Source organism: Actinoalloteichus sp. AHMU CJ021 (assembly GCF_002895405.1).
Lineage (GTDB): Bacteria > Actinomycetota > Actinomycetes > Mycobacteriales > Pseudonocardiaceae > Actinoalloteichus_B > Actinoalloteichus_B caeruleus.
Map to the genome: position 1 here is coordinate 4,597,984 of NZ_CP025990.1, position 12,466 is coordinate 4,610,449.

A 12,466-nucleotide genomic window follows, 5' to 3' on the forward strand; every position below is an offset into this window, starting at 1 on the left:
CGGCGTGGGGCTGGGAGAAACCCCAGCTCCACGGTCCTTCGGCGGTGTTCATGACCTGACTCTGGAATAACCACGTCCGGTGAGGGCCATGCGTCCGTTATCGTTCCGTTATCAACGGCGGGTGGTGGCCGGCCGCTCCCCCGTCGCCCTCCGTGGCCGTCGACCCCGCCCCGGGGCGGGCGGCCGAGCCGGCTCCGCGACAATGTCGGGCCATGAGCTCGCTGTCCCCCACCTCGACCGCCGCCGAGCCGGGTCCCCGCCCCGTGCCCGCCGAGGCCCCCTCATCGGCGCGCCGCGTCCTGCTCCTCGGATCCACCGGGTCCGTCGGAACGCAGACCCTGGACGTGGCCAGGCGGAACCCGGACGCCGTGCGCGTCGTCGGGCTCGCGGCGGGCGGTGCGAACCTGGACGCGCTGGCCGCCCAGGCCCACGACTTCCAGGTGGAGGCGATCGCCGTCCCCCGCGTCGGGGTCGAGCGAGACCTGGTCGCGGCCTGGCGCGCCGAGGCCGAGCGGCGTGGAGTCCTGGCCGGTACGGCCCCGCCTCGGGTGCACACCGGCGTCCGCGCCCTGCTGGACCTGATCGAGTCCACCCCCTCGGACATCGTGCTGAACGCCGTCACCGGCTCGCGGGGCCTGGAACCGACGCTGGCCGCCCTGGCCACCGGCGCGACGCTGGCCCTGGCCAACAAGGAGTCCCTGATCGCCGGCGGCCCGCTGGTGCTGGCGGCCGCCGCTCCCGGCCAGATCGTCCCGGTGGACTCCGAGCACTCCGCCCTGGCACAGTGCCTGCGGGGCGGCCGGGCCGACGAGGTGGACCGCCTGGTCCTCACCGCCTCCGGCGGCCCCTTCTACTCCCGGACGAGGGAGGACCTCGAGGCGGTGACCGTCGAGGAGGCCCTGGCGCACCCGACCTGGTCGATGGGCAGGGTCATCTCCGTGAACTCCGCCACGCTGGTCAACAAGGGGCTCGAGCTCATCGAGGCGCACCTGCTGTTCGGCGTCCCCTACGACCGGATCGACGTCGTCGTGCACCGCACCTCGGTCGTGCACTCGATGGTCACCTTCGTGGACGGATCGACCCTGGTCCAGGCCAGTCCGCCCGACATGCGACTGCCGATCGGCGTCGCCCTCGGCTGGCCGCGCCGCCTGCGCGACGTCTCCTCGCCGTGCCGCTTCGACACCACGACCACGTGGACCTTCGAGCCGGTGGACAACCTCAGCTTCCCCGCCGTGGAGCTGGCCAGGGCCGCCGGGCGCGCGGGCGGGTCGGTCCCTGCCGTGTACAACGCGGCCAACGAGGAGGCCGTGGAGGCCTTCCTCGAAGGTCGCACGAAATTCACACGGATCCTGGAGACTGTGGAGCGGGTGCTGGCTGAGGCCGACGAGTGGCGTCGGGACCCCTCCGGTGTCGACGACGTTCTCGCAGCCGAGGACTGGGCGCGGGCCCGGTCGCGGCGGCTGCTCGGTGTGACGGGCCACGCTGCGGGCTCGGTGGGAAAGGACTGACGCGTGGCCTTTGTGATCGGGGTCATCCTGTTCGCCATCGGCATCGGGGTGTCCATCGCGTTGCACGAACTCGGGCACCTGGCCGCCGCCAAGGCGTTCCGGATGAAGGTCACCGAGTACTTCGTCGGCATGGGGCCGAAGATCTTCTCGTTCCGGCGGGGCGAGACCGAGTACGGCCTGCGAGCCCTGCCCGTGGGCGGCTACTGCCGGATCACGGGCATGACCTCCCTCGACGAGGTCGACCCGGTGGACGCGCCCAGGGCGATGAACCGCAAGCCGGTGTGGCAGCGCGTCGTGGTGCTGTGCGCCGGCTCGGCGACCCACTTCATGCTCGCCTTCGTGATCCTGCTCACGATGGCGGTGACGATGGGCCTGCCCAACATCAGCGGCCGGGCGGTCGTCGCCGAGGCCAGTTCCTGCGTCCCGCCGGACCAGGACCTGGAGACCTACGAGTACGCCGAGTGCACGCCCGGCCAGGACCCGGCACCGGCCAGGGACGCCGGCGTGCTGCCTGGTGACGAGATCGTCGCGGTCAACGGCGAGGCGACCGGCAACTACACCGAGGTGCAGGCGGCCCTGGTCGAGCAGAGCGGGGACAGCGCGACCATCACGGTCCTGCGGGACGGCTCCGAGCAGGAGCTGACCATCCCGATCGTCCCCGTGCAACGGGTGATGGTGAACCCGGAGACCGGTGAGGCCGAGAAGGTCGAGACCAACGCGCTGGGTGTGAGCTTCCCCAACTACCTGCACTTCACGGCCGCCCAGGCGTTGCCGGGCACGCTCACCTTCACCGGTGAGATGTTCGTGCACACCTGGGAACGCCTGCTCGAACTGCCCAGCCGCGTGCCCGCCGTCATCGACGCCATCCTGGGTGCCGAGCGCGACCCCAACACCCCGGTCAGCATGGTGGGAGCGAGCATCATCGGCGGCGACGCCGTCGCCGGCGGCTACTGGGAGCTGTTCCTGTTCCTCCTGGCCACCCTCAACCTCTTCATCGGCGTGTTCAACCTGCTGCCACTGTTGCCCCTGGACGGCGGTCACGTCGCCGTCAACCTCTACGAGAAGGCGCGGGACACCATTCGGGGGTGGCGCGGCAAGGCCAAGGGGGCGCCCGTCGACTACACCAAACTGCTGCCCATCACCTATGCGGCGGTGTTCATCGGCGGTGCGTTCATGCTCCTCACCCTGACCGCGGACATCGTTAACCCGATCCGGTTGCGTTAGCCCCGCCTGGCCACGGGGCGTGCGAGCAGGGCGTTCACCTCGTGGCCACGCTCCCTCCCCCGGGGCGGCCACCCGGCGGCCCGGGTGAAGGACTGCTAGTACGCTGGTGACGGCCCGGTGGTCGGGCTGTCACCCTGTCGGCCCTTGCGCGGGCCACGACATCGGACATCTGGTCGCGGAGAGGACCGATGAGCGTCGAGCTAGGAATGCCAACCATCCCGCCGCCGGTGCTGGCGCCCCGCCGCACGACCCGCCAGCTGCGGGTGGGCGCGGTCGGCGTGGGCAGTGACCACCCCGTCTCGGTCCAGTCGATGACGACGACCGTGACGGCGGACATCAACTCGACCCTGCAACAGATCGCCGAACTCACGGCCTCGGGCTGCGACATCGTCCGGGTGGCCTGCCCCAGCCAGGACGACGCCGACGCCCTGCCGGCGATCGCGAGGAAGTCGCAGATCCCGGTCATCGCCGACATCCACTTCCAGCCCAAGTACGTGTTTGCCGCCATCGAGGCCGGCTGCGCCGCCGTCCGGGTGAACCCCGGCAACATCAAGAAGTTCGACGACAAGGTCAAGGAGATCGCCCAGGCGGCCCGGGACCACGGGACCCCGATCCGCATCGGCGTCAACGCCGGGTCGCTCGACCCCCGCCTGCTCGCCAAGCACGGCAAGGCCACCCCGGAAGCGCTGGTGGAGTCGGCGCTGTGGGAGGCCGGCCTGTTCGCCGAGCACGACTTCCACGACATCAAGATCTCGGTCAAGCACAACGACCCCGTCGTGATGGTCCGGGCCTACGAACTGCTGGCCGAGTCCTGCGACTACCCCCTGCACCTGGGCGTCACGGAGGCGGGCCCCGCCTTCCAGGGCACCATCAAGTCCGCGGTCGCCTTCGGCGCGCTGCTGCGGCAGGGCATCGGGGACACCATCCGGGTCTCGCTGTCCGCGCCGCCGGTCGAGGAGATCAAGGTCGGCACGCAGATCCTCCAGTCGCTGAACCTGCGGCCCAGGAAGCTGGAGATCGTCTCCTGCCCGTCGTGCGGCCGTGCCCAGGTCGACGTCTACAAGCTGGCCGACGAGGTCACCGCCGGTCTCGACGGCCTGGAGGTCCCGCTGCGAGTGGCGGTGATGGGCTGCGTGGTCAACGGCCCCGGTGAGGCCAGGGAAGCCGACCTCGGCGTCGCCTCGGGCAACGGCAAGGGGCAGATCTTCGTCAAGGGCAAGGTCATCAAGACCGTTCCCGAGCACAAGATCGTGGAGACCCTCATCGAGGAGGCGATGCGCATCGCCGAGGAGATGGACGGTGACCCCAGCACGCTCGTGGGCGAACCGACGGTCACCGTGAGCTGATCCCCTCGGCTCGTCGGGCGCGGTGCCCCGGGCCGCGAAGGGGCCCGTGGTCGGTCCACTCAGGTGTCGATCCCGACGCCCTCGACGCGCCTACCCACCCTTCCGGTGCTTTCTGGCACTCTGGGACCGTGCTGAAGCTCGCGGGTGCAAGGTTGCTCACGGAGCGTGAGGGTTTGGCGGTCCGATCAGCGTTGGTCGCTGATCCTGTCGTGAGCTGTATGGTCGCCGCCAGGGTGGAGAGCGTGGGCTTGGACCCCTGGCGGCTCGGCGGGGAACTGTGGGGTGTCGGGAGCCGACTCGGTGGGCTCTGCTTCTCCGGGGTGAACCTCATCCCGCTGCGGGGCGGGAGGGCCGCCAGCCGCGCCTTCGCGGAACGAGCCCTCAGCCAACCCCGGCACTGCTCGTCACTGGTCGGCCCCGCCGACCAGGTGTTGGAGATGTGGCAGCAGCTGGAACCCGGGTGGGGGCCGGCACGTGACGTGCGGCCCAACCAGCCGTTGCTGGCGATGTCCGCACCGCCCTCGGTCGCCCCGGACCCGCTGGTCCGCCAGGTGCGCCTCGACGACCTGGAGCGCTACCTGCCGGCCGCCGTCGCCATGTTCACCGAGGAGGTCGGCATCGACCCCCAGGGCGAGGACGGCGGGGCCAGCTACCGGGCGAGGGTCGCCGAACTCATCGTCAACGGCCGCGCGTTCGCCCGCTTCGAGGGAGGCGAGGTCGTCTTCAAGGCCGAGGTCGGCGCGCTCTCCGCCAGGGTCGGCCAGATCCAGGGGGTGTGGGTGCACCCGGAACACCGCAACCGGGGTCTCGCCGCCGCCGGCACCGCGGCCGTCGTCGACCGCCTCTCCGGGTGGATGGGCCGCATCGCCAGCCTCTACGTCAACGACTACAACCTCCCGGCCCGCGCGGTCTACCGGAAGGTCGGCTTCTCCGAGGTGGGCCGGTTCGCCACCGTCCTGCTGTGACCCCCTCGTGAGCGGTCCTGATCGCTCCACAGTGGCCCAAGAGTTTCCGGCCTTCGAACAGCGGAAACACGACTCGAGGCGGTCGGGCCCTGTGCCAGGGGACACGAATGTGGGCATACTCCAGTCGTGGTGGTCGTCGTTTCCTCCCGGCCGGGACGCCGAGCCGGAACCGTGCTGCTCGCTGGTGCGCTGTCCCTGACGCTCAGCGGATGTGGGGTGTTCGACTCGGGCCCCGGCCCGGAACAGGCCCTGGCGGACTTCGTGGCCGCGATGGGCGCCCGTGAGCCGGAACGGGCCGCGGCCCTGACCGACAGCCCGGACGGCGCCCTGCCCACGCTGGAGAGCGTCGACCGCGCGCTGGCACCCGAGGGAGCCAGCGCCGAGGTGATCGAGGTGCGGGAGACCGACGGGTCCACGCACGCGGATCTCGACATCACCTGGGAACTGGCGGGGGACCGCACCTGGAACTACCACGGCACGGCCCGGTTGCGCGAGATCGAGGGGGACTGGCGGCTCGAGTGGGCGCCCTCGGTCATCCACCCCGACTTCGGGGAGCAGCAGACGCTCGCCGTCCGGACCGAGGCCGCCCCGTTGCCACCCGTCCTGGACCGTGACGGGCACGTCGTCCTCGATCCCGGCGTGGTCATCTCGGTCCTGCTGGACCCGGCGGCCACCGAGGAGCAGGAGGGCGACGTCACCGAGGTCGCCACGGTGCTGGGCGACACGCTCAACCGCTTCGACGACCGCATCACCCCGGACTCGGTGCTGGAAGGGGTGTCCGACACCGAGGACGGCCACTCCTACCTGGTCGCCACCCTGCGTGAGCCCGACTACCACTCCGTCCGGTCCGACATCCACGAGCTCCCCGGAGTGCGCTTCACCAACCAACCGCGCCTGCTCCCGGTCACCCGGGACTTCGGTTCGCAGATCCTGCCGTCGCTGCGCCGCGGCGTCGAGGAGGCCAACGTCGAGCGGGCCGGGTGGCGCGTGGTCAGCCTCGACGCGACCGGCGCCGAGGTGAACACCCTGCACCACGAGCAGCCCCGCCCGGCGGAGGCCACCCGGCTCACCCTGTCCCGTGCCGCCCAGGCGGCGGCCGAGGACGCCGTCGAGCCCTTCGACGAGCAGGCCATGCTGGTGGCCGTCGAGGCGTCCACCGGTCACGTGCTCGCGGTCGCGCAGAACGCGGCGGCCGACGCCGAGGGCCCGGTCGCGCTCGTCGGCCAGTACCCGCCGGGCTCCACCTTCAAGATCGTCACCGCCGCCGCCGCGCTCGCCTCCGGGCAGGTGACCGCGGACCGGACCGTCGCCTGCCCGGCCACCACCGCCATCGACGGTCGACTCGTGCCGAACAACGACCGCTTCGACCTCGGGGACGTGCCCTTCCACACGGCCTTCGCGCGTTCCTGCAACACCACGTTCGCCACCCTCGCCTCCGACATGGAGCCGGACGAACTGGCCGAGACCGCCCGCCAGTTCGGCCTCGGGCGGGAGTTCGTCATCCCCGGTCTCGCCACCTGGACGGGGCCGGTCCCGGTCACCGACAGCTCCGCCGAGCGGGTGGAGGCCGGTTTCGGGCAGGGCACCGTCCTGGCGAGCCCCTTCGGGATGGCTCTCGTCGCCGCGACGGTCGCCGCTGGCACGACCCCCACCCCGGTCTTCCTCGCCGAGGACGACCGGGAACCCTCGGATGCGGCCGGTGCGGCGGCGGGGGGAACGAGCGCCGAGCCGGACGGCCCGTCCTCGGCGGGCCCCGTCGAGGCGCCCTCAGCCCAGGTGATCGACGCGTTGCGACCGATGATGCGGGAGGTGGTGACCGAGGGCACCGCCACCGAGCTCGCGGGGCTGCCCGAGGTGCACGGGAAGACGGGCACCGCCCAGTTCGGGGACGGCTCCCGGTCCCACGGGTGGTTCGTCGGCTACCAGGGGGACATCGCCTTCGCCGCACTCGTGGTCGACGGCGGCAGCTCGGCCCCGGCCACCAAGCTGGCGGGCGACTTCCTGGGCTCCCTCGGCTGACCCCCGGCGGGAGCGTCTCACGTCCAGCGCCGCCAGGGGGAGTGCCGGTGGTTCCTCGCCCGCTCGACCACCAGTGGAAGGGGAACGGGGGAGGAACCCGTCGACAGGCGTCCCTCCACCTCCTCGCTCAACCCCCGGCAGGTGGGGCAGAGGCTCGTGGCGTCCAGGGGATCCATCCCGGTGCCGTGGCAGTTCGGGCAACCGGACTTCAGGCCGATCAACATGGGCACTACTGTGCCGGAGCCTCGTCCGGGTAGGACCAGCGCTCCACCATCGCGGGTTGGTCACCGTCGACCCGGGGCGCGATCAGGTCGCACAGGTGGGAACCGCTCAGCCGGATCATGTCCTCGCCGCAGGCGATCAGGTCCCCCACGAGCACCGTCGCCGAGAGCAGACCCCGGTTGTAGTGCACCCGCACCCGGGTGCCAGGCGCCAGGTTCTCCGGGTCCCGCACCAGTGCCCACGCGCCGAAACGGCGCCGCCCGGATGGTTCAACCACAGTCACGGTATCCCCCTCGCCGCCGGGTTCGCGCCACCCGGCGGCGGTCCCGTAACCGGAGCAGTCGGTTGCACTCGTTGGGCAACGCCGCCATCACGTGCCGCTCGGTGATCAGGCTGTTGATGCCCTGCCAGAACCGGGCGCCGGTGACGCCGTACCGCTCGCGGGCGGCCTGCTCGAGTGAACCCGGGTACCGCCACCAGGATGTCGCGAACCGCACGGCTGCCACCTGTTCCTCAGGATCGTCAGGAGGCCAGGCGGTAGTCACGATCACCAGCCTACCCGGGAGTATGACGATCTCGGCATGCCCTGGCGGCGCGTCACCAGCGGCGGACCGGTCCCCGCCTGGCTTCGCGGGCACCTCGGTCCACACCGGCCGGAGGGGGCGGCGGCGGGGGCGGCGCGGCCAGCCAGGATGTCGCCGCCGGGTGGTGGGCCGCCCACTTCGCGAGCCCGCCCCTCCCGCTCGGTCCCGGCCTCCGCCCAGGCACCCCGGACCACGGTGACCACCGCCGGTCCACTGGCGCGGCCCGCCCTGTCGTCGCCGGTCCACTGGCGCGGCCCGCCGCGTCGTCGTCACGGGTGAGGCCCACCTCGGGCGGTGGACGCCGGCAGTCCGGCACGACCGGGGACCGCGGGACGCCGGACGGTGGACCCGGTCCACTCCCACGGACGCCGGCGTCGGGGGCGCGAAGCGCTCCGGCCGCCGTCGCACGTCGGTGGCCGGCACCGGGTCCGCACCGGGGCGACCGCGCGCTCGTCGGGTGGGAGCCGCGAGTGGCGGTCGAGGAGGAGGGCCGGCGGGCGGCCGTGGCCGACGCCTCGACGTGGGGAGCCGCCCCGACGTCCGGTCGGCCGGGGGGACCGGTCGCGGGCGAGGGGTTCGGGACGGGGGAGCTCCCGCCGGCGCGGCGGCCTCGGGGAGGGCCGGGGGAGCAGCGGTCTCCGGGCACACGGCACCGGGCTCACCACCAGCCACCCCGCCGCTCCCACCGGAACCCCCGGCCTACCCTGCCCGTATGCCAGCAGACAGTCCCCGGCCGCGGCTCGTCCTCGGTGCCGCCGCCCTCGACGTGACCCTCGTCGTCGTGTTCGCCGCGCTGGGGCGCCGTGAACACGAGCGGGGAGGGGGGATCGTGGGCGTCCTGGACACCGCGTGGCCCTTCCTCGTCGGGCTGCTCCTGGGGTGGCTGCTGGTCCGGGCGTGGCGGGCCCCGACGCGACCGCTCCACGGGCTGGGGGTGTGGTTGGCCACGCTGGTGGGCGGCCTGGCGATCCGCGCCCTCGTCCTGCACTGGCCGCCGCTGTCGTTCGCGCTGGTGGCGGCCGGTTTCCTCGCAGCCTGCCTGGTGGGCTGGCGCCTGGTCGCCTGGTGGGTGTCCGCGCGCGCCTCGGCGCGGGCTGCGTAGGGTTGTCGTCATGCCAGAACGCGCACCCCTGCGACCTGGGAGCATCTCGCCCCGCCGATCGGTCCCCCGCTCGATCGAACGCCCGGAGTACGTCGACCGACCGTCGCCGGCCCGCAACACCGACCCCTGGGTCCAGCCAGCCGAGGTCGTCGAGCGGATGCGCCTGGCGGGCAAACTCGCCGCGCAGGCGCGTGAGCTGGCCGGCCGCACGGTGGCGCCGGGAGTGACCACCGACGAGATCGACCGCGTCGTGCACGAGTTCCTGTGCGATCACGGGGCCTACCCGTCGACGCTGGGGTACCGGGGCTTCCCCAAGTCGTGCTGCACCTCGCTGAACGAGGTCGTGTGCCACGGCATCCCCGACTCCACCGTCATCGAGGACGGTGACATCGTCAACGTCGACGTCACCGCGTACCTCAACGGTGTGCACGGCGACACCAACGCGACCTTCCTCGCCGGCGACGTCAGCGAGGAGGCCCGGCTGCTGGTGGAGCGCACCCACGAGGCGCTGGCGCGAGCCATCCGCGCGGTGCGCCCGGGACGCCAGCTCAACGTCATCGGCCGGGTGATCGAGTCCTACGCCAACCGCTTCGGGTACGGCGTGGTCCGGGACTTCACCGGGCACGGCATCGGGCGGTCCTTCCACAGCGGCCTGGTCATCCTGCACTACGACGACCCCTCGGTGGAGACCGTGATCGAGGAGGGCATGACCTTCACGATCGAGCCGATGATCAACCTCGGCACGATCGAGTACGACATCTGGGACGACGACTGGACGGTCACCACCCGGGACAAGAAGTGGACCGCCCAGTTCGAGCACACCCTGCTGGTGACCGCCGACGGGGCCGAGATCCTCACCGTCCCGTGAGGCCGGGCCCCGACGGCGGCAGCCCGGTCAGGCCAGGGGGAGTTTGAGCAGCGCGTTCTCCACGAGTTCCGGCAACGCCGGGTGGATCCAGTACTGCCGCCGGGGCAGCTCGGTGGCGGGCAGGCCGAAGCTGATGGCCTGGATCAACGGCTGGATGAGGGTCGCAGCCTCCGGCCCGATCAGGTGGGCCCCGAGCAGTGCCCCCGTCTCGGGGTCGGCCACCAGCTTGCAGAACCCCGTGGAGTCCTCCAACGCCCACCCGTAGGCCACGTCGCCGTAGTCCTGGACCGCCGTCACGTGCCGGACGCCCCGCGCCCTGGCCTCCTCCTCGGTCAGCCCCACCGAGGCGACCTGCGGGGAGGAGAAGACGGCGTGCGGCACGTGCCGGTGATCGCTGGCCATCAGGTCGTCCGGGCACAGCAGGTTGTGCCGGACCACGCGGGTCTCGTGGTTGGCGACGTGCTTGAGCTGGAACGGCGAGCTGAGGTCACCCAGCGCCCAGACACCGGGCAGTGAGGTCCGCTGGTACTCGTCGACCCGCACCCTGCCGTCCGGGGTGAGGTCGAGCCCGGCGGCCCCCGGCTCCAACAGGTCGCTGTTGGGCACGCGGCCCGTCGCGACCAGGACCTCCTCCGCCTCCACGGTCTCCTCACCGTCCGGCCCCCACAGGACCAGGCTGGTGACCCCGCCCGACCGGGTCGCCCGCAGCGCGGTCCGGCCCAGCCGCACGTCCCAGCGCTGGGAGGCGAGCTCGGTGAAGCGGCGGGACACGTCGCCGTCCTCCGCCCTGAGCAGGGCGTCTCCCCGGTTGACCACCGTGACCTCCACCCCGAAGGACGAGAACACGTGGGCGAACTCGGCGGCGACGAAACCCCCGCCGAGGATGACCATCCGGGCGGGCAGCTCGTCGAGCCGCATGACCGTGTCGCTGGTGTGGAAGCCCGCCTCCGCCAGGCCGGGAACCGCCGGCACGAAGGGCCGGCTGCCCGTGGCGAGCACGATCTGGTCGGCCTGGATCAGCGTCGACGGCCCCCCGTCGCCCGGATCGACGCGCAGGGCCCGTTCCCCGGCGAAGGCCGCCGTTCCCTGGTGGAGCGTGACGTTGGGGCTGCCTTCCGCCCGGTACTGGCGGCCGCCGGCCGCGATCGGGTCGATGCGGTCGAAGATCCGGTCCCGCACGTCCCGCCACCGCACGCCCCGCAGGGTGGCGTCCACCCCGAACCGGGCCGAGTCGGCGGGCGTGGCGGCCAGGTCCGCGGTGTGGACGAACATCTTGGTGGGGATGCAGCCCACGTTGAGGCAGGTGCCACCGAAGACGCCGCGCTCGACGATCGCCACGTCCCAGTCCGCGAAGCGTTCGTCCAGCAGCGAGTTCCCGGAGCCGCTGCCCACGATGATCAGGTCGAATGTCCGCATCCGTGTTCCCCGTGCTCGTCGTCCGGGCGGGTCGGGTGACCGCGCCATCAGGTGGAGCCCCCAGGGCCGGTGACGTGGGCCTCCGGGGTCTCCGCGCGCCCGGCCGGCCGAGCCGGGCGGGAGTCGACAGTGTGCAACCCGCTGAGCAGCCCGGTCATTCCACGGCCACCGGGAACCAGGACCAACGCCACGACGTGCAGGGCGGCGAGCCCGAGGGCCAGCGGCGCGCCCGGCGCCCATCCGGCCAGCGCCGCCGCGGCCAGGACGCCGAGACCGCCCAGCCCGACGAGCCAGGCGACGAGCAGCCGGCCGGCCCCCGGGCGCCGCCGGCCGACGCGGTGGAAGCGCAGCATGACGACGTGCTGCCCCGGGGTGCCGCCGGTGGCCAGCAGGACCAGGAGCACCACCAGCGCGGGCAACGACCACGGCGTCAACGCCGGGAGCAGGACCATCCAGCCGGAGTCGGCGAGCGGCGCGGCGGTGCGCAGCGCCCACTCGACGGGCAGCAGCGCCAGGTTGCCGCCCAGCCACATCAGGAGGAGGTCGCAGAGCATGCCCAGCAGACGGCGGCCGGCGGTGACCGGTCGTGGCGCTCCCGGGTCCGGCACGGCCCGCTGCCCGGGGACCAGTCGCAGCAGGGGTGCCAGCACCACTCCCACCCCGGTTCCCACCGTGTTGGCGATGAGGTCGTCCACGTCGAACAGCCGGTAGGGGCACGGGTAGACGAACCAGTTCCCGGTGAGCTGGGTGAACTCCACGAACAGCGTCGTCGCCACGCCGATGGCCAGGGTGGCGACCACCCCTCGTCGGAACATGTGGCGCAGGAACATCCCCAGGGGCACGAACAGCGCGATGTTCATCGCGAACTGCTGGAAGTCGGCGTCCATGACCACGGCGCGGAGACCACCCGTGGCGTGGACGCCGGGCAGGCCACGCAGACTCCCCAGGGCCTCGAGCTGTGGTCGCTGGCCGCCGTGGTAGGAGCAGAAGTCGGGTACCAACGGCGGCATCGGGACCAGGACGTAGGCGACCAGCGCGAGCACGTACACCAGGAACGCGAACGCGAGGGCGGCGTGCCCGACTCCCAACCGGCCTCGACGGCGGTACTGGCGGGCCACGTAGGGGACGAACAGGACGATCGCCACGGTGAGGGCGACGCTGGCCGCCATCACGCCCGGCAGCACCCGCACCCCGAGCTCGCCCACGTCCGGC

At 72.4% G+C, this 12,466-nt stretch carries 12 protein-coding genes; 7 read left to right on the plus strand and 5 right to left on the minus strand.

The genetic code is table 11. From position 1 onward, the window contains the following. Positions 1-212: 212 nt before the first annotated feature. The 5 genes from dxr to C1701_RS19525 all read left to right on the plus strand — a co-directional run bounded on the left by dxr (position 213) and on the right by C1701_RS19525 (position 7,062). Positions 213-1,508: a 1-deoxy-D-xylulose-5-phosphate reductoisomerase gene (gene dxr, locus C1701_RS19505; RefSeq protein ID WP_337661832.1), complete on the plus strand. Its 1,296-nt coding sequence runs from the start codon at positions 213-215 to the stop codon at positions 1,506-1,508. A gap of 12 nt (positions 1,509-1,520) precedes the next feature. Continuing rightward, on the plus strand, positions 1,521-2,732 hold the full coding sequence (locus C1701_RS19510; RefSeq protein ID WP_081715608.1) for a M50 family metallopeptidase: 1,212 nt from the start codon (positions 1,521-1,523) through the stop codon (positions 2,730-2,732). A gap of 188 nt (positions 2,733-2,920) precedes the next feature. Then, positions 2,921-4,078 (plus strand): flavodoxin-dependent (E)-4-hydroxy-3-methylbut-2-enyl-diphosphate synthase, encoded by a 1,158-nt coding sequence (gene ispG / locus C1701_RS19515; protein WP_026419932.1) that lies wholly within the window; start codon positions 2,921-2,923, stop codon positions 4,076-4,078. Between the two features lie 128 nt (positions 4,079-4,206). Then, a complete protein-coding gene (locus tag C1701_RS19520) occupies positions 4,207-5,043 on the plus strand; it encodes a GNAT family N-acetyltransferase (protein WP_026419933.1) in 837 nt (278 codons plus the stop codon). A 126-nt stretch (positions 5,044-5,169) separates the two neighbouring features. Then, complete coding sequence (locus C1701_RS19525) at positions 5,170-7,062, plus strand: penicillin-binding transpeptidase domain-containing protein (RefSeq protein WP_245588903.1); 1,893 nt, start codon at positions 5,170-5,172, stop codon at positions 7,060-7,062. A gap of 17 nt (positions 7,063-7,079) precedes the next feature. On the opposite strand, the gene C1701_RS19530 is transcribed toward C1701_RS19525, so the two are convergent. Genes C1701_RS19530 through C1701_RS27695 form a run of 3 tightly spaced genes read right to left on the minus strand, consistent with a single transcriptional unit; the run spans position 7,080 to position 7,781 of the window. Next, positions 7,080-7,286, minus strand: coding sequence for a hypothetical protein (locus C1701_RS19530; RefSeq protein ID WP_155886221.1), 207 nt, complete (start codon positions 7,284-7,286; stop codon positions 7,080-7,082). Positions 7,287-7,291: 5 nt separating this feature from the next. Continuing rightward, complete coding sequence (locus C1701_RS19535) at positions 7,292-7,567, minus strand: hypothetical protein (protein WP_155886222.1); 276 nt, start codon at positions 7,565-7,567, stop codon at positions 7,292-7,294. Next, positions 7,554-7,781 (minus strand): DUF3263 domain-containing protein, encoded by a 228-nt coding sequence (locus C1701_RS27695; protein ID WP_162182550.1) that lies wholly within the window; start codon positions 7,779-7,781, stop codon positions 7,554-7,556. The genes C1701_RS19535 and C1701_RS27695 overlap by 14 nt, the downstream gene beginning before the upstream one ends. Before the next feature lie 799 nt (positions 7,782-8,580). On the opposite strand from C1701_RS27695, the gene C1701_RS19545 reads away from it, so the two are divergent. After that, positions 8,581-8,970: a DUF3054 domain-containing protein gene (locus C1701_RS19545; protein WP_026419936.1), complete on the plus strand. Its 390-nt coding sequence runs from the start codon at positions 8,581-8,583 to the stop codon at positions 8,968-8,970. Positions 8,971-8,980: 10 nt separating this feature from the next. Continuing rightward, positions 8,981-9,838 (plus strand): type I methionyl aminopeptidase, encoded by an 858-nt coding sequence (gene map / locus C1701_RS19550; protein WP_026419937.1) that lies wholly within the window; start codon positions 8,981-8,983, stop codon positions 9,836-9,838. A gap of 27 nt (positions 9,839-9,865) precedes the next feature. Here the strand turns inward: map and C1701_RS19555 are convergent, their stop codons facing one another. Further along, positions 9,866-11,254: a mycothione reductase gene (locus C1701_RS19555; protein ID WP_103056405.1), complete on the minus strand. Its 1,389-nt coding sequence runs from the start codon at positions 11,252-11,254 to the stop codon at positions 9,866-9,868. A gap of 47 nt (positions 11,255-11,301) precedes the next feature. After that, entirely contained in the window at positions 11,302-12,459 is a 1,158-nt protein-coding gene (locus tag C1701_RS19560) for a VanZ family protein (protein ID WP_051314212.1), read from the minus strand. Positions 12,460-12,466: the final 7 nt, after the last annotated feature.